This is a genomic window from Desulfurellaceae bacterium (genome assembly GCA_021296095.1).
In the GTDB taxonomy this organism is placed as follows: Bacteria; Desulfobacterota; Binatia; order Bin18; family Bin18; genus JAAXHF01.
This window is the reverse complement of the sequence record JAGWBB010000049.1, coordinates 1-20,734: the sequence shown is the minus strand read 5'-3', so window position 1 is coordinate 20,734 and position 20,734 is coordinate 1. Positions and strand designations below refer to the sequence as shown.

Below are 20,734 nucleotides of genomic sequence, written 5' to 3'. Positions count from 1 at the left end.
GCATCCTGTGGTCCTCCGCCCTCGGCTGCTATCACACGACCGCTCCAATGGCTACAACCTATCGTGAACCACTCTAGCTGCGGCGCAGGACCTGGGTTGCCGTCCGGTCGATTTGCAGGGTGTCTGGATCAATCACCACCCCATAGTCTTCCCTGGCGCTGGCAATCGAAATATAGCCCTGGCGGACATCGTCCAGCACCGCGTCCGGGCTGCGTTCCAGGGGGTCGCCCCAGCCTCCGCCCCCGCCCGAACAGTTGGCCAGGACTTCTCCGGCCGCCATGTTTTCATACACCATGCCGGTGACCCGTTCCTGCCCGGTGTGCGGACGCAGGATCACATGGCAGTTCTCGCCATCCCGGCCCTCGGCCATGCCCCACGGCCGCGTTTTGGTTTTTTTGACCAGGGTTACGGCCGACGAGTCGGCCAAAAAGCGATAGGTTCGCGTCACGCCCAGTCCGCCCCGATGCTTTCCCGGGCCGCCCGAATCCTGACGCAGCCCATAGTCCTCAATGAACAGCGGCGCCTTGGTCTCCAAGACCTCGACCGGATTATTGCGACAGCCGGGTTCGGTGATATGCATGATCCCGTTCTCACCGTCACGGCCGGCGTGGCCGCCAAAGCCAACGCCTTCATTGGTCGCCTCGATCCACATTTTTCCGCTGCGGGGGTGGATGCCGACGCCCATCATCGAGCACACGTCGCCGCCCGAGCAGGCCGGCACGATATCGGGTAAGCCCTGAGCCAAGGCTTTGGTGACCACCTCGGTCGCCAGCAGCGCCGGCCACAGGGTAAAGGTCGCCGCCGGCGGAACGGCGTGCATCAGGCTGCCCGGCGGAGCCTCAACCCGCAGGGGACGAAAGTTGCCCTCGTTGGCCGGCGTGTCGGGGGTGGTGATGGACTTGAAGACCAGGCCGGCAACGCCCAGGGTGCAGCCGAAGGGGATATTGATCGGCCCGTTGGTCGCCGGTGAGGAGCCGGCAAAGTCGACCACCAGCTCTGTGTCGCTGATGCTGACGGTCGCCTTGATTTTGACCATGGTGTCGGTATCGACACCGTCATCATCGACCCAGTCCTCGGCCGACCAAGTGCCGGTCGGCAGGCTGGCCAGGCGCGCCCGGGCCAGTCGCTCGCCGTGGTCCAGAATCTGATCAAGTGCCTGGCTGAAGGTGTCGGGCCCGAACTTTTCGACCAGTTCCAGCACCCGCCGCTCACCGGTCCGACACGAGGAGATCTGGGCGTTCATGTCGCCCAGGACGTGCTCAGGCATGCGGCAGTTGAAGCGGATGATGTCTTCGAGTTCGGTATTGCGCACGCCGCGCTTCTCAATCTTTGAGCACGGAAAGAAGAGGCCCTCCTGGTGCATGTCCTGGGAGTCCAGGCAGTAGCCGGCGTCTTTTTGTTTGAGATCCAGCCAGTGCTGTTTGACTGCGGTAAAGCCGACCAGTTGGTCGCCGTAAAAAATGGGCGAAGCCGCAGTCACATCCAGCGTATGGGTCGAGCTCCAGAACGGATAGTTGAGCAAAATGACGTCGCCCGGATGGATATTGTCGCGGCCCAGGAACTCGACGATTTTTCGTAGCGCGTAGTCATTGGCCCGGGTGAAGATAGCCAGCCCTGGGGCTTCGGCCAGCAGGCGGCACTGACGGTCATAAATCCCCAGGCCAAAATCGCGGATCTCGTACACAATCGTGCTGTACGAGGTCCGCATCAGGTTGCGAGCCATTTCTCGGGCGGCCGACAGCAGGTGGTGGCGCACAACTTCGACGGTAATCGAATCGACAGGGTTCATCGCTCCTCCTTGTGCTACGCGGCTCAACCGAGCGTAATACGCAACTCCCCATACTCCTCGACCCGCAGGCTATCGCCGGGATGGACCAGGGTGGTTGAGGTCGGCTCTTCGATAATGGCCGGGCCGGCCAGCTCGGCCCCCGCGCCCAGCCGCAGCCGGTCGTACACCGCATAGTCGAGCGGACGACCGAGGCTGGGCTGGTAGACGGTACGGCGGCCTTTTCGGGTGGCTTCAAGAGGACCGGTATGAGCCGCAACAGTCGGCAGGCTTGGGCGCGGCAACAGGCCGACCGCCCGCAGGCGCAGGGTCACCAACTCGACCGGATCGTCCATACGGTGGCCGTACTGCTCGGCGTGAGTCCGGTTGAAGGCGTCGGCCAGGGCGGACAGGTCTGCCGGGCTGAGATCGTGCTCGGGCAGGGGCAGATTGACCGTGTGCTCCTGACCCTGATAGCGAAGTTCGGCCGAGCGTACCACGCGCCGCTCCTGCGACTCAAAACCGTCGGCCTGCAAGGCGGTATGGCCGCGCCGGACGAGGTCGGCGTACAGCCGGCTGACGCTTGCCACGTCGACCTCGGCCAGCTCCGTGACATAGGTTTGGGAAAAGTCGTGGACGACATCAACCATGAGCATGCCCAGGGCTGAGAAATTGGCCGGTCCAGGCGGAATAAGCGCCACCGGAATGCCCAGCTCTCGGGCAACGCTGGTTGCCACCAAGCCGCCACCTCCGCCAAACGCCAGCAGGGCAAAGTCCTTGGGGTGAAAGCCCTGTTCAATCGAAATCTCGCGGATGGCGCCGCTGATTTTTGCCTCGCTGATGCGCACGATGCCGGCCGCGACCTGAGAGACGGACATGCCCAGACGGTCGGCCAACTCGGACTGCACGGCTTGTTGGGCTTGGTCCGCGTCGAGCGGAATAGCACCGCCCAAAAAGTTGTTGGGATCGAGATAGCCGACCAGCAGGGCGGCGTCGGTGAAGGTCGGCGCCCGGCCGCCCTTGCCGTAGCAGGCCGGGCCGGGCAGGGCGCCGGCACTGTGCGGGCCGACCTGCAGATGGCCGCCCTCGTCAATCCAGCCGATGCTGCCCCCGCCGGCGCCGATCGTCTTAATATCCAGAATCGGGAGTGAAATCGGCAACCCCTCGAACTGGGCTTCGGTGTTGAGCCGTGTCTGACCGTTGACGATCAGTGAGGCATCCAGACTCGTGCCGCCCATATCCAGGCTGATCAGGTTGGGCTGGCCGATCAGCTCGCTGAGCGCGCTGGCGCCGATGACTCCCCCAGCCGGACCGGACAGGACGAGGTGGACCGGCTGCTCCTGGGCGGCGCTGACCGTCATGGCTCCGCCGCCGGAGCGGGTGAGCAGGAAGTGGCCGCCAAAGCCCTGATCCTGGAGGGATTGGTCGAGCTGTTCGAGATAGCCCCGTACCAGCGGTTTGATGGCCGCGTCTATGACGGTCGTGCTGGTCCGTTCATACTCCCGGTATTCGCGGCTGAGCTGGTGGGACAGGGTGACCGGAATGCCCGGGCAGTGCTGGGCTAAAACCTCGGCCATGGCTGATTCGTGGGCCGGATTGGCATAGCTGTGCAGAAAACACACCGCTACGGCCTCGACGGCCTGAGCCCGCAAGCGCTGGGCGACCGCAGCTGCAGCTTCGTCGTCAAAGGGTGTCAGGATGTTGCCCTGAAAATCCAGGCGTTCCCGGACCTCAAAGACCAGCGAGCGGGGCACCAGGGACGCGGGCTTGTGATAGGTCAGGTCGTACATCACGTCTCGGGCGGTACGACCCAGCTCATAGATGTCCCGAAACCCCTGGGTGGTGACAATCGCCACTCGGGCGCCGCTGCGGGTCAGCAGGGCGTTCAAGCCCAGGGTCGTGCCGTGGACAAAATAGTCAATCGCCTCCAGCGCGGCCTGAGCCTTGGCAAATCCCCGCAGTACGCCGTCGGTCGGGGTGTGAGGGGTGGTTTCGACTTTCTCCAGGCGTAAGCGGTGCTCGTCGAGCACGATCACGTCGGTGAAGGTCCCACCAACATCAACGGCAATGCGCATACCTGCTCCTTCACGCCAGCTGGCCGACCGCTTTGACTTTGAGACGCACGGCGTTGCCCGGCAGATAGGCCAGCGGGATTTCCTCCCGGTCGATAATCTCAATGCTGTCGGGCTTTGCCCCAGCCGCAACGGCTCGCTCGGACGCCCCTTGGCTGGCCCGCTCAAGTGCCTCGGCCCGGCTCAGCCCGTCGAGCGAAAAGACCTGATCGACCGTCCCGCTGACCTGGGCGATGGCGACGCCGATGGCATTGGCGACCTCGGCGTGGGGCGGACGAATAATCTGGCTGGCCCCCTGCAGGTGGTCGGGCAGCAGCAGACTGCCCCCACCGACCGCCACAACCGGAACCGGCGCGGCCGACAGCTTCACCCGGTCTAGCGTGTCTTCCAGACGCTGAGCGATATGGGCCAGCCCCGTTTCGACCACCGACGTGGGCAGGGACTCGAGCAGGCCGGGGTCGCCCAGCCGGGCCCGACCGGCCGCAACCGCCAGGTCGGTGGCGGTCAGCTGCCCGCCGCCAAAGGCTAGTGCGTCCTGGGTGAGTCGATAGCCGACGCTGTCGGGACCGACCCGACAGCCGTCGTCGCTATACACCCGGCTACCCCCGCCCAGACCGATTGACACCAGATCCGGCATCCGAAAATTGGTCTGCACGCCGCCGATCTCAACCGCCAGCGCCGACTCGCGCGGAAAGCCTCTGTGGAGCATACCGATATCGGTCGTAGTCCCGCCAATATCAATGACCAGTGCCTCATCGAGCCGACTCAGCGCGGCCGCTCCTCGGATGCTGTTGGCCGGTCCGGACGCGACTGTGAAGATGGGATGCTGCAGGGCATAGTCGAGCGACATCAAACTGCCGTCGTTCTGGCCCAGGAACAGGCGGCCCGAAATACCGCAGCCCTGGACGGCCCGGGCAAAGCCGTCTATGGCGGTCCGGGCCACGCCGATCAGCGCGGCGTTAAGCACGGTGGCGTTCTCACGCTCCAGCAGACTGAGGCTGCCGATCTGGCTCGACAGGCTGACCGCTACGTCCTCGCCCAGAACTTCGTGGACGATGTCTCGGGCCGCATGTTCGTGGGCCGGGTTGACCGGTGCGAACACGCCGCTGATGGCAACCGCCGCGACCGCGCCGCGCATGTCTCGGAGGACGGCCCGCAGCTCCCCGGCGTCCAGCGCGGCCAGCGGCTCGCCGTCGTACTCATGGCCGCCACGGACAATGGCCCGCGACGCACACACCGCCTGGCGCAGCTCGATCGGCCAGGTCAGCAGCGGCTCGATGGCCAGGGTAGCCGGCGCTCCAAGACGAATGACGCCGACCCGATCAAGCCCCTGACGGGTGACAATCGCGTTGGTACAGTGGGTGGTGCCCAGCATGGCATAGCCGATAGCGCCCGGCGCCAGCCCGGAGTCCGACAGCACGGTGCGGATGACGTGCCCGACGCCAGCCGTGACATCGGCCGTAGTGGGGGACTTGGCGCTGGCCAACACTTGACCGGCCGGAGCGACAATGACCGCGTCGGTGTTGGTCCCGCCGACATCGACGCCGAGACGTAACTCGGCCGCCGGGGGCTCATCAGGTCGAGGCGTGGAGCGGGACATAATCGATCTCGTATCCAAACGCGCGCGGGCCGACTAGCGCCAGCCCGGCCGGTGTTTGCCACTGCGCATGGCTCGGAAAGCCCAGGACCGCGACCCGCAGGCCGTACTGCAAGCTTTCGGTCGTCACCGGCCGGCCGCTCTGTTCGTCGACAACCGTGATCAGATCGGGAACCGTGGCCTGGGGCTGGTCCTCACGCCAGAAGAGCAGGTTTTCGTTCTGAAAGGCCAGCCGGAAGGTCACTCCGGCATCCGGGCCGGTGCCGCGGATGTCGAGTTCACCACGGGCGAAACCCTGCTGGGTCTGGCGTCGCACATCGGTGATCTTGCCCTGGCCCAGCCGCCGACCCCCGAGCAGGTCGAGCAGCGCTTCTATCGGATCGTGCGACTGGCGGGCGGTGGTAGCGTGCAGGGTCTGGCCGATCCGCTGGGCGAGTGACAGGGTCCCGCGTAGCAGGGCTTTTTTGGCCACCCGGGCCTGCATGGGGTAGAGCGCCACCGCGGTCGAACAGCCCAGGCTGACCGTCGCCGTTCGGGCCAGGCGCTCGGTCCAGAAATTGTCCACTGTTTCCAGCAGCACCCGGTTGCCCTTTTCGTCCCCAATCGCCATCGGGGTGGCCGCTACGCCGTGCAGGCTGGGGGTGACCATCTGAATTTCCGGAAACGCCCGGCCCATGCCGTCGGCGTCAATAATCGGGATGCCCAGGCTGGCCGCGACCAGCATCGGAATCATCGAATTGACTCCCCCGGCTTCAATCGACAGGGTGGCAAACGCCCGGCTGTGGAGGTGGTGTTCGACCATCCGAAAGGCGTCCAAGACTTCGGTACCGCTCGGAATCTTTTCGACCAGGACGGTTGGGGCACCCATCATGGCGGTGGGGATGAGCCACGCCTCGTCCGCGACTTCGTCGAGCGAAACCAGCCGGATGGGGCCGTGGCGGCGCACTGCCTGCTGGGCCATCAGCTTGCCCAGAGTCGGGTCGCCGCCGCCCCCGGTGCCCAGGACGGTAGCGCCCAGCGCAATATGGTCCAGGTCTTCGAGGTCGAGCAGGGTCATAGCTTGGCGTCCGAGAAAAACCGCTGACAGCCCAAAAATCCGGTTGCCAGCGGGGTCTGACCGTCGAGGGCCAGCTGGGTGAGGATTTCGCCCAACACGCTGGCGAACTTAAAGCCGTGGCCCGACAGTCCGGCCACAAAAGCGACCTGCGGGTGCTCGGGATGGCGGTCTACAACAAAATGTTCGTCCGGACTCATGGTGTACATGCACACCACGTGGTGCTGACGCCGCCGGCTGACCCCCGGCAGGTAGCTGGCCAGAAAGCGTTCGACCTGCTCCTGGTCGTGGGCGTAGACGCTCCGGTCAAGGCCGAGCGGATCGCTGACGGACTGTCCGCCCGAGTGCTCGGCTACTTTCAGGCCAAACCCGTCGGTCGGCGGAAAGCCGTAAAAATTGCCCTCGGGCGTCTCGTAGAAGTAGCACGGACAGCCGGACTGGCCGTACACGGGATCGTCGATGTCGTACCAAAACAGAGACTTGCGCCGGATAGTAAAGGGGATGCCGAGCTCGCCCAGCAGCTGGCCAGCCCACGCCCCGGCGGTGATGATGAGGCGCTCGGCGGCATACTCGGTCCGCTCGGTGGTCACCACCACGCCCCGACCGTCGGCCCGCCAGTCCTGTACGACTTCATTGCTGCGTAGCTGGACGCCAGCCCGCTGGGCGTGATTAATATGGGCCAGAATACACGCCTCAACGCGCAGATAGCCGGCCTGCTGCTCGAACACGGCGGTCATGCTCGGGGGCACCCGAAAGCCGGGGAAGCGCTGTTCGGCTTCGGCCGCGCTCAGTTCATCAACCGCCAGACCGTGAGCGCGGGCGCTGGCCCGCACGCCGGGTACCATGAACCCGTCGGCCGGCCCGACCTCAAGCAGGCCCGTTTCGGTATACAGCTGCTGGGCACAGCGTTCGGACAGGTCGGCCCATAAGGTGTAGGCCCGCCGCAGCAGCGGGACGTAGTCCGGGTGCTCCATATAGGCCAGCCGAATGAGGCGCGTGTTGCCGTGTGAGCTGCCCCGGTCGTGGCCGGGTGGAAAACGGTCGATGCCCAGGGCTCGCACGCCACGCTGGGCCAGATGAAACAGCGCCGCGCTGCCCACTCCGCCGGTGCCGATCACAATGCAGTCGTAGTGCTCCATCGCCGTCCCTCTCGCCCCCGTGTGTGGTGCCAGTAGCTCAGGCACAGAGGGCTGGCATCACCATAGCGAAAGCCGTCCGGGAACACAAAGCGCTCGGCTGGAAGGCTGATCCGGGATGCCTGGCGTTTTTTCCCGTAGCATCGCAGCCGGATGAGGCCCCGATACTTCATGTTTTCCAGAGCGTGAGGCGGTTTGCTGGAACTGATGTCAGGCAGTCTGAGCCCGTCGGGTCGTCACCCACGCGGTTGGCAGCTTCGCCAGGGGGAGTTCTCAATCCCCGCAAAATAGGCTACTGAGGAAGTGGCTCGCTGCTCAGGGTGGGCAGCGAGTACTTTAACGATAGGGGAGGAGAACACCTATGCGAAAGAGAACACTCATCACCGCCGTGGCGCTTGCCTTGGGCCTCAGCTTTACGGCCCCAGCTGTGTGGGCCGATCAGCACGAAGGTGAGGCCGAGGCTGGGCAGGAAGCGTCCGACAAGAAGGACGAGAACACTGGCGACGAAAACGCTGGTGGCTGTGGTGGATCGTCAGAGGAACATTCGTCGGAAGGCTCGCACTGAGCCAGACCGCATGAAGCCCTTTTTCTCAGACGCGAGCGCAGCTGACATCCTGCACGAAAAAAATCGTGCCCGTGAGTTGCGCCGCTCTGAATGGTGGAAACGCCGGCGGGCGGGCGGCCTGTGTCACTACTGTCACGAGCGCTTCCCGCCCGCCGAGCTGACCATGGACCACCTCATCCCCCTGGTGCGGGGTGGCCGATCAACCAAGGGCAATATCGTTCCGGCCTGTAAAGCCTGCAACAGCAAGAAGAAATACGCCCTGCCGTGGGAGTGGGAGGCGGACGGGGCAGGCTAGGCGATATTCGCCCTTACGACTCAATCCAGTCGATAATGTAGTCATCAAGGCGGTCGAGCGGAACCAGCTTTTCTGACACAATGCTGCCGCGGACCGAAATCCCGGCCTGATGGACCGTGTCCGGACTGCCGGACTTGAGCGGGTGCCACCAAGCCAAGCCTCTGCCCTCGTGCAGCCGCCGGTAGGCGCATGTGCGTGGCAGCCAGCGGATCTGCCCCACCGTCTGTGGGCTGAGGATGCGACAGTCCGGCACCCAGCGCTGGCGCTCGGCATAGTTGGTACACCGACAGGTGTGGGGGTCAAGGAGATGGCAGGCCACGTTGGTATACACCACACCGTCCTCGTCCTCAATCTTATGCAGACAGCAGCGTCCACACCCGTCACACAGCGATTCCCACTCGGCCTTGCTCATCTGGGCCAGAGACTTGGTTTCCCAAAACGGTTTTGGCATACGCCTGTCTCGTCTCCTCGGCTCCGGGCTGCACTCAGCTGACCGTAATCACGACCCGTCCCTCGGCAACCGTCACCGGATAGGTCCGAACCGGTCGGCGGGTCGGGCCACCCACGGCCTGCCCAGTTTCCAGACTGAAACGTGCCCGATGCGTCCGGCAGGTCACCACCGTGCCCGAGACCAGCCCGCCGACCAGGGGAGAACGGTTATGCGAGCAGCTATTCTCGATCACAAACACTCGCTTGCCCAGATGGAAAACGGCCAGCCGTTTTCCTCCGACGCTCAGCGATGTACCCTGTCCGTCCGGGAAGTCGGACAGGGGAAACGTATAGCTGCGGGATGGCCGGGGCGTGGCCGCCCGCCCGCCAAGCCAGGCCGCCAATTTTTGCCACACCCCTCGCATGCCAACCGTTTACTCCATCGAGAAACCGTACAGCTTGGCCGTGTTGTCGTGGACAATCTTGCGGGTGTCGACGTCCGGAATCGAGGCGAAGTTGTCGGCCACCTGTTTGCGGGAGAACGGCCATACCCCTTCGGTATGCGGGTAATCCGAGCCCCACATGATGTTCTCCACACCCATCAGCTCGCGGGTCAGCACGCCGGCCCGGTCGTCCTCGAAGGTGGCGTAGAACTGGCGATGAAAATAGGTGCTGGGCGGTTCGGGCAGGCGAGGTTCCATCCAGCCCTTGTGGTCCTGCCACCAGTGGTCCATGAAGCCCAGGGCGGCCCCAATCCAGCCGATGCCGCTTTCGACCAGCGCCCACTTGAGTTTGGGAAAGCGGACCGGCGCGCCACCCCAGATCAGGTGTTGCAGGGTGTCGTTCATCTCAAACTTGACGATACCGATGATGATCCCCCCCGCACCCGGACCGTGGGCCCGCCCGAACGGATCACGGCCGCCGATGTGGATGCTGGCAATCAGCCCCATGTCTTGCATGGCCGCCCACAGCGGATCCCAGTCGGGCAGATTATACGGGCGGTCATCGACCCAGGCGGGCAACATCACGCTGACCAGACCCAACTCGGCACACCGTTCGGTTTCTTCGACCGCCCACTCAACCGGGCCCCGGCACGGAATCATGCCCACGCCCTTCAAACGATCAGGGTAGGGCTGACAGAACTCGGCCAGCCAGTCGTTATAGGCGCGGCAGCAGGCGTACAGGTACTCGGCGTCGGGTGCCCGCACCAGCGTCAGCCCGACCCCGGGGTAGACGACCTCTCCAGACACGCCGTCCAGATCCTGGTCCTTGAGGCGCTCGTCCGGGTCCCAGCAGCCCGGTCGGTTTTCTGAATGTTTGAACCCCTTTGGTTTGGGGATGTCCAGACCCTGGGCCTTGAGGTCGGCCATCGGACCCTCAAAGGCCAGCGGACGTGGGCGTAGCCCGTCGATGACAATGTAGTCTCCGGTTTCATCCAGCGCCTCAATACGGGGGGCTTTGTCGCGCCACTTTTTGTCCATGCGGGTGAGCCACAGATCGGCGGGTTCGACAATGTGAGAGTCGGAAGACAGCAAGCGTTGGGTGTATTCTGCGGTCATTGGGCCTCCTGGCAAATAGGGCTGGGCGGATGGCAGACGGGCTACTGGCTGAGCGCGATCTTGTTACATGTACAGGTGCCGATCTGGTGCAGCTCGATCACATTGCCGCACGGGTCCCGGACAAACACTTGATCGGAGTTCTGGCCGACCAGACCCTGGATGCTCCAGTACCAGATGCCGCGTTCGTCCAGCTCCTCACGGGCCGCTTGAATGTCTTCGACGGCCAGGGCGACGTGCGGCAGGGTTGGGTCTTCTTTTTCGCTTTTGGCCATGGGCGATTTTCCGCTCGCGCCCATCAGATGGATCTGGGTCGTCCGTTCTCCCTCGCCCACATACATCCAGAAACCGGGGATGGTGGGAATAGTGGGCCGGGCCGGATCGGTAGACAGGCCCAGCACGTCGGAGTAGAAACTGCGGGCCTGTTCAACCTCATCCGGTGCGGTGCCAATCCGAATCCCGTGATGGTGGAGTTCAACAACCTTAATCGGCATAGTCTATCCTCCTTATCTCAACGCTGAGCGCGGCTTGGGCGGTCTAGTCTGGGGTATAGCACAAGACGGCCAGTTCGGAGAAGGGCGCCGTCGGACTAGATCACAACACAACCGGACTTACCCCTTACGAGATGGCAGGTTTTTCCCAGGTCTCCAGCCTCACACTCCCCCGATAGGGCGGTGCGTAGTGCTGAACGACGACATAGCTCTCAAAAATCCCGGTTATACAGATAGCGTCTCCCACTCCATACTCGCGGGTCAGCTCTGGAGAGTCGCTTCTTCCTTCCAAAGACCAGCCGAGGGGTTCTTCCTCATGTGTCTCTTCTAAGTTGAGGGTCACGCTTGAGCCTGCCTCCGTGCTGTGGGCCGCGCTAATCGTGCCACAGTAGATGATGGTCTTGTTCTCCAGACGTGGCCAAGTGCGCTCTTTAAACTGAAACGGACCGTGCTGCTCCATCTCGGCAAGCCCCTGAAGCAGTTCCTCTTCACTGAGTGGTGGTAGTGAGGAACAGCCCACCAGCAGAAAGCAGATCGAGACACTCGCCAGAATACTCACCAGATTCACACTTTTCATTGTCCGTAGTCCTTTGCCGGCAATGTATGGTCCTGATCAATTGTTCTTGAAGCCGGGCATGATTTCCGTGGCAAAAATCCGCACCGCTTCTCTATCGTACAGCCCCGGGCGACGCAGATTGACAATGAAATGGGTCACCCCCACATCGATATAGGTCTGGATCTGATGCCGAATCTCCTCCGGCGTTCCGGCCAGTATTGTTTTGCGGAGCTGTTCGACGGGAAGGTTTCTCAACTCGGCAATGCGCTCTAACAGGGTTTGGACCTCGGCCGGGTCGGTGCGGATGTAGACCGGGGTGAGGATGGAGCGTTCGATCCCGGTGCAGTCCCGCTGAATGTCCTGGCACAGGCGCTCCAGGACGCGGCTTTTCGCCCGGATGCGGTCTGGACTGAGCATCGGAATATTCCACATGCTGGCGTATCTGGCCACCAGCGGCAGGGTCCGTTTTTCGCCAATGCCGCCGATCAAGATCGGGGGGTGGGGCTGCTGGACCGGCTTGGGCTCAAACGGCGCATCAACCAGGCTGTAATACGTCCCGCTGAAAGACGCGGTCGGGTCGGCGCTCCACAACGCGGTGATCACCTGCAGGGCTTCGTCCAGTCGCCGGCTGCGTTCTCTGATTTTCGGGAAGGGTACGCCAAAGGCCGCGTGCTCGCGTTCAAACCAGCCAAAGCCGACGCCCAGAATGAGCCGGCCCTGGCTCAGGTGGTCGACGGTGGTCGCCATCTTGGCCAGGACCGAGGGGTGACGGAAGGTATTGCTGGACACCATGGTACCGATCCGGACCCGGGACGTGACGCCTGCCATGGCTGCCAGCAGCGTCCAGGCCTCCAGGTTGACCTTGTCGGCAGGGCCGAAGCTGGGCAGCAGGTGGTCGTTGGTCCACAGGGTGTCAAAGCCGAGCGCCTCGGCCTCCTGCCAGACCTGTTTGAGTTCCTGAACGGTGGTCTGCTGTTGGGCGACTTGCAGCCCGAACCGAATCGGCTTGACGGCCTGCTGGGTGGCGGAGCAGACCGTGACAGACACGAGCACGATCAGCACGGCTGACAGGATGCACTTCATCGGAGTCCTTTCCGTGGGGCGCCTAGGCCCCGGCGGCCATCTGGTCTGTCCCGTCCACCTCTTCGACCTCAAAACCGGCCCGTTCAATCAGGCTGCGGGCTGCCTCGGCCTGCTGGCCCGGCGTTGTCAGATAGCCCTCGACAAAGAGCGAGTTGGCCGGATACAGTGCCAACCCCGACCAGTCGCCCAGATAGATCTCACGCCCGGCGGCCATCCGAATCTCGCTGCGGGGGTTCAGAAAGCGTAGCAGACACAGGGTTTTCAGGCCCTTGATGGGATCGGCGCGTCGGTCGTCGAGCGGTGTGCCGGCAATCGGATACAGGAAATTGACCGGAATCGAGTCAATACCCAGCTCGCGGGTGACGTAGGCCAAGTCTACAATATCCTCATCGCTCTCGCCCATGCCGATGATGCCCCCGGAGCAGCTCGACAAGCCCGCTCGCTTGACGTTTTTGACTGTCTCGACCCGGTCGTCGTAGGTGTGGGTGGTGCAGATCCGGGGATAAAAGCGCCGGCTGGTATTCAGGTTATGGTTGACCCAGCCGACCCCGGCCTGTTTCAGCTCGGTGGCCTGGTTGTGGTCCATCAGACCCAGCGAAACACAGATCTCAAGCCGGGGAAACGCGGCCTTGATCGCCCGTGCCGCCCGGCTCATATGCGCAATCTCGCGCGCTTGTGGTCCGCGCCCGCTGGCGACCATGCAGTAGCGCCGGGCGCCGGCGGCCACGGCTTTGCGCGCCCCGGCCAGCAGTTGATCCTGGGGCAGCAGGCGGTATTTTTGAATCGGGGCGGTTGAGATTTTTGACTGGGAACAGTAGTGGCAGTCCTCCGGACACAGACCGCTCTGGGCATTCTGCAAGACACACACTTTGACCTTCCGACCAAACGTCCGGCTACGGACGCTGAAGGCCGCGTCGAGAAGCTCTCGCAGCTCGGTGTCGGGGGTCTGGAGCACGCCAAAGGCGTCGGCGCGGGACAGCGCCTCGCCCGCCAGCGATGTACGGGCCAGGGCGGACATATCGGTCATCTTCATACTCCTTCCACGGGTCTGCTGTATCCCAACAGCCGCTGCATATCAATCGCGGTGTCGAACTGCCGGCCGAGCAGGGCGCGGTCTGCCGCTATATCGTTACGCAGCGGCACAAAGGGCAGCTGACCCAGACACGGCACATCGGTCAGCCCGGCCAGGGTCTGGGCGTTGGTCTGAATGGCGAGATCCGAGTCAGAGCTGGGATGGTTGAGAATATAGCCCAACAGGGGCAGGGCCCGCGCCTGGGCACACTCGAAGGTCAGTAGGGCGTGGTTCAGGGCGCCGAGCTTTGAGCCAACCACTACCACGACCGGGAGCCGCAGCTCGACCGCCAGGTCGGCAAACGCATAGCGGCCGTGCAGGGGTACCAGCAGGCCACCCGCGCCCTCGACAATCACCACGTCATGGCTGGCCGTCTGGCGCCGAAAGTGTTCAGCAATCCGGCCGCTGTCAATCCGCCTGCCGGCCAGTTCGGCGGCCACACTCGGGGCCAGGGGTGGAGCGAAGCGGTAGGGGCATATCTCCTCAAGCGGCAGCGAGGAGTGGGCGAAGGCGGCCAGTCGAGCGGCATCCTGGGGGTAGAGGTCGCCCCGCCGCTGGGGACAGCCGGTTTCGGCCGGTTTGAGCACCCCGACCCGTTTGCCCCGCGCGGTCAGGGCTGCGGCCAGGCCACAGCCGACCACGGTTTTGCCGACCCCTGTATCGGTGCCGGTGATCAACACGCCGGTTGCGTCGCGCCTGTCCATTGGCCCCTCAGCGTCCCTCGCCTGTCACCGTCTGGATGGCCTCATAGGTGACGTCGAGCAGCCGCGTCAGCTCGGACTCGGTGATGCTGAGCGGCGGCATGAGGATGATCACCCCGCCTAGCGGACGGATAATCACCCCATGTTTACGGGCCTCGGCAATGACCCTGGCCCCGATTTTTTCGTGCGGCTCGTAGGCGATACCCTGCTGCGGGTCGCGCATCAGCTCGATCCCGACCATCATGCCCCACTGTCGGATATCGGCCACGCAGGCGAGGCCGGCAAACTCGGTTTGCAGGCGTTGGTGCAGCTGGGCGATACGCGGGGCGACTCTGTCCAGCACCCGGTCGTGCTCGAAGATGTCCAGGCTGGCCAGGGCGGCCGCACAGGCGAGCGGATTGCCGGTGTAGGTATGGCCGTGAAAAAAGGTTTTGAACTCGTCATAGGGCGCCAGAAAGGCCGAAAAAATCTCCTCCGAGCTGAGGGTCGCGGCCAGGGGCAGATAGCCGCCGGTCAGGCCCTTGGCCACACACAGGAGATCGGGCTCGACCGCAGCGTGCTCACAGGCGAACATCCTGCCCGTGCGACCAAAGCCGGTCGCCACCTCGTCACAGATGAGCAGGATATCATAGCGCGTCGCCAGCTCGCGCAGGGTTTGCAGGTAGGCGACCGGGTGGGCCCACATGCCGGCCGCGCCCTGCATCAGCGGTTCGACGATCAGGGCGGCGATCTCAGGGTGGTGGGCGGCCAGTATCCGCTGGGCCTCGTCCTGGGCCGCGGCCAGAGCGGCGGCCTCGGACAGGCCGCGGTAAAAGCGGAACACGTGGGGTGGTGACAGGCGGATGGTGTCGGGCAGGATGGGTCGATAGTAGTGGTGAAACAGCTCCGAGTAACCGACCCCGATCGCTCCGAGCGTGTCGCCGTGGTAGGCCTCGACGAGCGAGGCGAATTTCACTTTTTGGGGTTGGCGCTTCAGCTGCCAGTACTGGTAGGCGAGCTTCAGGGCGATCTCTACCGCGGTGGCCCCGGCGTCCGAATAAAACACCCGGCTCAGCCGCGCCGGGGTGAGTTCGACCAGCCTTTTGGCCAGGACGGTGGCCGGAATATTCGACAGGCCCAGCATGGTCGAGTGGGCGATCTGGTCGAGCTGTTCGGTAATCGCGGCGTTCAACTCGGGCCGGGCATGGCCGTGGGTATTGCACCACAGCGAGGACACGCCGTCCAAATACCGTCGGCCCTGGACATCGATCAGATAGTTGCCCGCGCCCCGGGCGATGACGACCGGGTCTTCGTCCAGCCAGTCCTGCATCTGGGTGAACGGATGCCACACGTAGGCGTGGTCCCAGGCTTTCAGGTCTACGTACGCGGGCGTTTTCATACCAGCACCCCGACTTCCTTCCCGGCTGCGGCAAACGCCTCAACGGCGTCCTGCATATCCCGTCTGGTATGGGTCGCCATCGGGGTGACCCGAATCCGCGAGGTGCCGACCGGGACGGTTGGCGGGCGGATGCCCTGGGCAAAAATCCCGCGTTCGAGCAGGGCTGCGGCCAGGGCCATGGTCTGGCCCGCCTCGCCGATAATCAGCGGCAGAATCTGCGAGCGGGTGTGGCCCAGGCGATAGCCCAGGCCGGTGAGCTGCTCGGCCAGAAAGGCGGTATTGTCCCACAGCTGACGCCGCCGTTGGGGTTCCTGGGCGACGATATCCAGGCCGGCAATGGCCGTGGCCGCGACCGACGGCGGCAGCGCGGTGGTATACACAAAACTCCGCGCCCGGTTCACCAGCCAGTCAATCAGCTGCCGGCTGCCGGCCACATACGCCCCAAAGCCGCCCAGCGCCTTGCCCAGCGTGCCCATCTGGATCTCGATTGCCGCGCTCAGCCCCAACTCCTCAACCACCCCGCCCCCGTGTGGACCGAAGACGCCGGTGGCGTGGGCCTCATCGACCATCAGCCAGGCGTCGTAACGACGGGCCAGCCGGCTCAGCTCGGCCAGGGGAGCGATATCACCGTCCATACTGAACACCGAGTCGGTCACAATCAGGCGCTGCCCGGCGCCCGAGCACGAGGCCAGCAGCTCGGCCACGTGGTCCACATCGTTGTGGCGAAAGACGAGCGTTGAGGCGCGTGACAGCCGACAGCCGTCGATGATGCTGGCGTGGTTGAGGGCATCGCTCAGAATCGTATCGCCGGGCTCCATCAGGGCCGACAGGGTGCCGACATTGGCCTGATAGCCGGTCGGAAAGACCAGCGCCGCCTGGGTGTGTTTGAGGCGCGCCAGGCGGTTTTCCAGCTCGTGGTGGAGCGCCATGCTGCCGGAGATCAGACGCGAGGCGCCGGCTCCGCAGCCACAGCGTTCAAGGGCGGCCTGAGCCGCCCGGGTGAGCGCCGGGTGGTTGGCCAGACCCAGGTAGTTGTTGGACGACAGCATCAGGACCTCACGCCCGTCAAGCCTGACCCGACCGGCCTGGGCACCCTCGACCAGGCGCAGCCGGCGGTACAGACCGCGCTGCTCCAACTCGGCCAAACGGTCTGCCAGAATGTCGGTGAGCATCAGTGTGTCTCTCCGGCCGTGTGAATCACGCCCTGTTTGAGCAGGGCGTCGATTGTGTCCTGGCTATAGCCGGCCAGCTCCCGCAGCACCTCGGCCGTATGCTGACCCAGCATGGGCGCGACATATGGCAGGACGGCCGGCGTGCGCGAGAATCTGGTCAGCATGCCGGTTTGCCGCACCTCTCCCCACTCGGGATGGGTGTGGGTCGCGAGCAGCTCGTTGGCCGCTACATGTGCGTCGTCAAACAGGTCCGGCAGGGGCAGGACAGGGGCGCAGGGCACCCCGGCCCGGTCCAGGGCCGCCAGCCAGTCCTGGGTCGTGGCGTGGCCAAAGCAGGCCGTCAGCGCCTGGCCCAGCGGGCTGTCCACGCCGGCCTGTCTGGCCTGGCTGAACGGCTGGCGGCTCAGCTCCGGACGGCCTACGACCGCGCCGAGCGACCGCCACTGGTCCTCGTCCGTCACGGCCAAAAAGAGCGAGCTGTCGGCGGTCGGATAGATACGGTACAGGGCGCCCGTGCCCCACAGGTCGGGCCCGCCGTTCTCCATGTCCGGCCGGCCGTCATAGAAAATGAAATTGCCGGCCTGGACGGCCATGGCGGCACTGGTCAGCGAGGTTTCGATATGCTGCCCCAGGCCGGTCTTGTGGCGGGCGTACAGGGCTGCGCTCACCCCGTAGGCAGTCAGCAGCGCGGCCGCATAGTCGCACACCCCACAGGTCAGGTAAAACGGCGGCTGGTCGTGGCCGCCCTGAGCGCGCATGATGCCCGAACGGGCCTGCAACAGCGGGTCAAAGCCAGGATAATCGTGGTCCGGTCCGCTGGACCCAAAGGCCGTGACCGTGGCATAGATCAGTCGCGGGTTAAGGGCCGACAGGCTGTCGTAATCAATGCCGTAGCGCCGGGTTGCGCCCGGCCGCAGATTTTCCACCACCACATCGGCCTTGCGCACCAGATCGTATACCACCTGTTTGCCCTGGGGGCTGTTCAGATTGACCGACAGGCCGCGCTTGCCCTGGTTCCAGCCCAGAAAGCCAAAGCCAAAGGCGCGGAATGCATCCCCGCTCAGCGACTCGACCTTGATGACCGTGGCGCCGAGCTGGGCCAGCATCATGGGGCCGAGCGTGCCCGCGATATAGCTGGCAAAGTCGAGCACCACCACCCCCTGAAGCGGAGTCCCGGCGGCCGCCGGTCGGACCGGCGCGGGGGAGGCTTTCCGCCGTTCAGCATTCATCATTCCGCGTTCAGCATTCTTTTTTACCGCTTCGGTATGCTGGCCCAGCAGCGGAGCCGGCCCCTGGATCGCACCCGGGGTGCGGGACAGCTGGACCGGGACGCCCACCTGAACGGTGTGGCCCAGCTGCGGGTCGTTGACCTCGACCCGCAGGCGGTTATGCCTCACCTGCGAGAACTCCATGAACTCTTGACGGCTGGTGACTGGCGCGCAGGGTATGTCGTTAGTGCGCAGGATGTCCAGCCACGCGGCCCGGGGTCTGGTCCGCATGATGGCGCTAATCCGGTCTGCCAGTTCCTGGCGATCTTCGGCCGCAATGCCCCACGGCGCTCTCTCATAGCGCGGGTCCGACAGCCACTCGGTCTGGTCCAGGGCCAGGCAGAACTTGTTCCAGAAGGTCGGGTTGCCGCAGGCCACGAACAGCCAGTCGTCCTGGGCCTGAAACAGACGGTAGACCGGAATCGGCCCCAGGGGGTCGAGCTGGCCGCTGAACAGGCGCAGAATGTCGGGGTGGTACAGGATCGTCCCGGTATTCATAGCAAACGCGCCGGCCACCCACGATACCTCGAGTCGCTGGCCCAGGCCACTGATCTCGCGCTCGAACAGGGCTGCGGCAAGAGACCCGCTGGCCACAAACGCCGCGCCATAGCTGGCAATCGGAATGACCAGGTAGACGCCCCCGGCCCGGTGCGACCACTGGCTGCCCAGCAGCCCGCTCAGCGCGGCGACCAGGGTATCGTCCGGGAAGCGCTTGGCATGCGGGCCGGTCGTGCCAAAGGCCGGCAGGTGGCAGCCGATCAGACCCGGATTGTTGTCGGCCAGGCTGTCGTAGCTCAGCCGCGCTTCGTCCTCACTGCCGGGCTGAAAATCGGTCAGGACAACATCCGCCCCGGCCACCAGCCGTCGAATAAGGGCCAGGCCCTCGGCCGTAGCCGCATCGGCCACCACGCTCTGTTTGCTGCGGTTCCACACGTGAAAACCGGGCGTGCCGCGCGCCGCATCGCCCTGGGGCGGCTCGACCTTGACCACCTGCGCGCCTTGCTCGGCGAGCAACATCCCGGTATACGGACCAGCAATGCCTTGTGTCAGATCAATGATCTGGATGCCATCTAGCGCACCAGCCATGGTGTCCTCCTGGAATGTGGTTCATCCTGCACCTGATGGATGAAGAAGAGAGAATGAACCACGTCAAGCCCCAACGTCGCCTGAGGGTGTACTATGCTGTCTCCTGTTGAAAAACTCAACCAAGCCCTGCGTGACAACCGGCTCGAGGACTACCTCTCGACCTTGCACCGCGAACTCGGCCTGCGAGCCCTGGCCTTTCGCCCCGGCGAATCCGTCTGGGAGTGGGAGGCAATCCAGGAGCGCGTGCTCAACCCGTTTGGTTGCGTCTCGGGCGGCTACCTGGCCGTGTTTGCCGACGAACTCATGGCCAGCGCAATCGGCTCGGTGCTGGACACGGGTGAGCTGGCCACCACCGCCGAACTCAAGATCAGTTTCCTGAAGCCGGTGGCCAAGGGCCTGCTGCGGGGCGAGGGCAAGGTGTTGCGCAAGGGCCGACGGGTAGCCTTTGTGGAGGCCCGGATCACCAACGCCAAAGACGATCTGGTCAGCCTGGTAACCAGCACCTGGACGGTGGTGGCGAGTTAGGAGGGGCGACCGGCCGGCCGCTCTGATACCGAGGCCTGTATGGGAGCGCGGGCCGTCTCGCTCGGCATCCCAGGACCGCTGGCCGAGCGCCTAGACAATTTCCTAGAGGACCCGCTTATCCGGGTGCCGCGCCACGCCTGGATTCTTTAAGCTATCCTGGAAAAGCTAGACCGGGAAACGGAAGGTACGAAAGTTGACATACAGGGCCTTATCGGACGTATCAGCAGGATCGGACACTGTTTGAGCCGCCGCCGCGATCAGCTAACTAATCGCGGTCCGTCGATCCAGAGAAGTGATATGGATTTTTCTTCCGTGGTTTCATTAGTCAGTGCTGTGGTCGCTGTTTGTTCTCTTGCATACAACATTTGGCTTGGTCGAAGCAGAGATCGTGCAGACCGTCAACGTCGTATTCGAGAAGAGGAGCAAGCTGCAAAAAAACTCCGCGAAACCGTGGGCCTTGTAGAAAAATTCAATGACAAACTGGCGACGGATTATGACGCTTTGTTTCGTCAAGCCAATGCAGGCGGTAGCAGTTCGCATTGCTTATGTAAAAAAGAGGTGACGGATAGGAGGGGCGAGTTAGCGTCCGTCAGAAAGTTTGTTGAAGATGCTCTTGCCCAAAATCCTCAAAATCTCCCTGACCGTGCATCAGAAATAGCTGGCTACCAGGAACACCTAGACGCCATGAAAGAGTACCTTCGTACAGAAATGGCCTCAGTAGAAGCACAGTTACGGACGTGACAACCGCGACCGGGCGCTGTTTCGTGTCCCTATTAGAACGTCATGGTCACCTTCTTGCTCATCCTCATAGTCTGTATTTTGCTGTTCGGCCGAGACGCAATTCTGTCTGTTCTAGGTTGGCTTATATTGCTAGGGCGTGGCATCAGTTAGGGAGAAGCCGTGAGAATTGCCTACCCTGATGAGCTATACTGT

20 protein-coding genes are annotated in these 20,734 nt (G+C 63.8%); 4 read left to right on the top strand and 16 right to left on the bottom strand.

Annotated features, from left to right (window positions below; translation table 11 throughout):
• Nucleotides 1-73 precede the first annotated feature (73 nt).
• From J4F42_12985 to solA, 5 genes are read right to left on the bottom strand one after another with little or no spacing between them, the layout of a single operon-like run.
• Complete coding sequence (locus tag J4F42_12985; protein ID MCE2486425.1) at nt 74-1,789, bottom strand: hydantoinase B/oxoprolinase family protein; 1,716 nt, start codon at nt 1,787-1,789, stop codon at nt 74-76.
• Between the two features lie 23 nt (nt 1,790-1,812).
• A complete protein-coding gene (locus J4F42_12980; GenBank protein MCE2486424.1) occupies nt 1,813-3,840 on the bottom strand; it encodes a hydantoinase/oxoprolinase family protein in 2,028 nt (675 codons plus the stop codon).
• 10 nt (nt 3,841-3,850) lie between these two features.
• Nucleotides 3,851-5,437, bottom strand: coding sequence for a hydantoinase/oxoprolinase family protein (locus J4F42_12975; GenBank protein ID MCE2486423.1), 1,587 nt, complete (start codon nt 5,435-5,437; stop codon nt 3,851-3,853).
• A complete protein-coding gene (locus tag J4F42_12970; protein ID MCE2486422.1) occupies nt 5,412-6,491 on the bottom strand; it encodes a DUF917 domain-containing protein in 1,080 nt (359 codons plus the stop codon). The genes J4F42_12975 and J4F42_12970 overlap by 26 nt, the downstream gene beginning before the upstream one ends.
• A complete protein-coding gene (gene solA, locus J4F42_12965) occupies nt 6,488-7,627 on the bottom strand; it encodes an N-methyl-L-tryptophan oxidase (protein ID MCE2486421.1) in 1,140 nt (379 codons plus the stop codon). The genes J4F42_12970 and solA overlap by 4 nt, the downstream gene beginning before the upstream one ends.
• 358 nt (nt 7,628-7,985) lie before the next feature.
• Between solA and J4F42_12960 the strand changes: the two genes are divergently transcribed.
• Together J4F42_12960 and J4F42_12955 are read left to right on the top strand one after the other, a co-directional pair.
• Nucleotides 7,986-8,189 (top strand): hypothetical protein, encoded by a 204-nt coding sequence (locus tag J4F42_12960; GenBank protein ID MCE2486420.1) that lies wholly within the window; start codon nt 7,986-7,988, stop codon nt 8,187-8,189.
• Between the two features lie 10 nt (nt 8,190-8,199).
• On the top strand, nt 8,200-8,484 hold the full coding sequence (locus J4F42_12955) for an HNH endonuclease (protein MCE2486419.1): 285 nt from the start codon (nt 8,200-8,202) through the stop codon (nt 8,482-8,484).
• A gap of 13 nt (nt 8,485-8,497) precedes the next feature.
• Here the strand turns inward: J4F42_12955 and J4F42_12950 are convergent, their stop codons facing one another.
• The 11 genes from J4F42_12950 to J4F42_12900 all read right to left on the bottom strand — a co-directional run bounded on the left by J4F42_12950 (nt 8,498) and on the right by J4F42_12900 (nt 19,276).
• A complete protein-coding gene (locus J4F42_12950) occupies nt 8,498-8,935 on the bottom strand; it encodes a YcgN family cysteine cluster protein (protein ID MCE2486418.1) in 438 nt (145 codons plus the stop codon).
• Between the two features lie 34 nt (nt 8,936-8,969).
• Complete coding sequence (locus J4F42_12945; protein MCE2486417.1) at nt 8,970-9,338, bottom strand: Rieske 2Fe-2S domain-containing protein; 369 nt, start codon at nt 9,336-9,338, stop codon at nt 8,970-8,972.
• A gap of 9 nt (nt 9,339-9,347) precedes the next feature.
• Entirely contained in the window at nt 9,348-10,472 is a 1,125-nt protein-coding gene (locus tag J4F42_12940) for an amidohydrolase (GenBank protein MCE2486416.1), read from the bottom strand.
• Nucleotides 10,473-10,513: 41 nt separating this feature from the next.
• Nucleotides 10,514-10,963, bottom strand: coding sequence for a VOC family protein (locus J4F42_12935; protein MCE2486415.1), 450 nt, complete (start codon nt 10,961-10,963; stop codon nt 10,514-10,516).
• Nucleotides 10,964-11,087: 124 nt separating this feature from the next.
• Nucleotides 11,088-11,537, bottom strand: a complete 450-nt coding sequence (locus J4F42_12930; GenBank protein MCE2486414.1) for a hypothetical protein — start codon at nt 11,535-11,537, stop codon at nt 11,088-11,090.
• Nucleotides 11,538-11,573: 36 nt separating this feature from the next.
• A complete protein-coding gene (locus J4F42_12925) occupies nt 11,574-12,599 on the bottom strand; it encodes an LLM class F420-dependent oxidoreductase (GenBank protein ID MCE2486413.1) in 1,026 nt (341 codons plus the stop codon).
• Between the two features lie 22 nt (nt 12,600-12,621).
• Nucleotides 12,622-13,626 carry a biotin synthase BioB gene (gene bioB / locus J4F42_12920; GenBank protein MCE2486412.1) on the bottom strand — a complete coding sequence of 335 codons (1,005 nt, stop codon included), beginning with the start codon at nt 13,624-13,626 and terminating at the stop codon, nt 12,622-12,624.
• Nucleotides 13,627-13,628: 2 nt separating this feature from the next.
• Nucleotides 13,629-14,375 carry a dethiobiotin synthase gene (gene bioD, locus J4F42_12915; GenBank protein MCE2486411.1) on the bottom strand — a complete coding sequence of 249 codons (747 nt, stop codon included), beginning with the start codon at nt 14,373-14,375 and terminating at the stop codon, nt 13,629-13,631.
• A gap of 7 nt (nt 14,376-14,382) precedes the next feature.
• Complete coding sequence (gene bioA / locus J4F42_12910; protein MCE2486410.1) at nt 14,383-15,750, bottom strand: adenosylmethionine--8-amino-7-oxononanoate transaminase; 1,368 nt, start codon at nt 15,748-15,750, stop codon at nt 14,383-14,385.
• Complete coding sequence (gene bioF, locus J4F42_12905; protein ID MCE2486409.1) at nt 15,747-16,922, bottom strand: 8-amino-7-oxononanoate synthase; 1,176 nt, start codon at nt 16,920-16,922, stop codon at nt 15,747-15,749. Before bioF ends, bioA begins: the two co-directional genes overlap by 4 nt.
• The gene (locus J4F42_12900; GenBank protein MCE2486408.1) at nt 16,922-19,276 is read right to left on the bottom strand and encodes a CoA transferase; all 2,355 of its coding nucleotides are present in this window, start codon (nt 19,274-19,276) and stop codon (nt 16,922-16,924) included. The genes bioF and J4F42_12900 overlap by 1 nt, the downstream gene beginning before the upstream one ends.
• A gap of 93 nt (nt 19,277-19,369) precedes the next feature.
• Here J4F42_12900 and J4F42_12895 point away from each other — a divergent pair, with 93 nt between their 5' ends.
• Nucleotides 19,370-19,801 carry a PaaI family thioesterase gene (locus J4F42_12895; GenBank protein MCE2486407.1) on the top strand — a complete coding sequence of 144 codons (432 nt, stop codon included), beginning with the start codon at nt 19,370-19,372 and terminating at the stop codon, nt 19,799-19,801.
• 297 nt (nt 19,802-20,098) lie between these two features.
• Nucleotides 20,099-20,542 (top strand): hypothetical protein, encoded by a 444-nt coding sequence (locus J4F42_12890; GenBank protein ID MCE2486406.1) that lies wholly within the window; start codon nt 20,099-20,101, stop codon nt 20,540-20,542.
• Nucleotides 20,543-20,734: the final 192 nt, after the last annotated feature.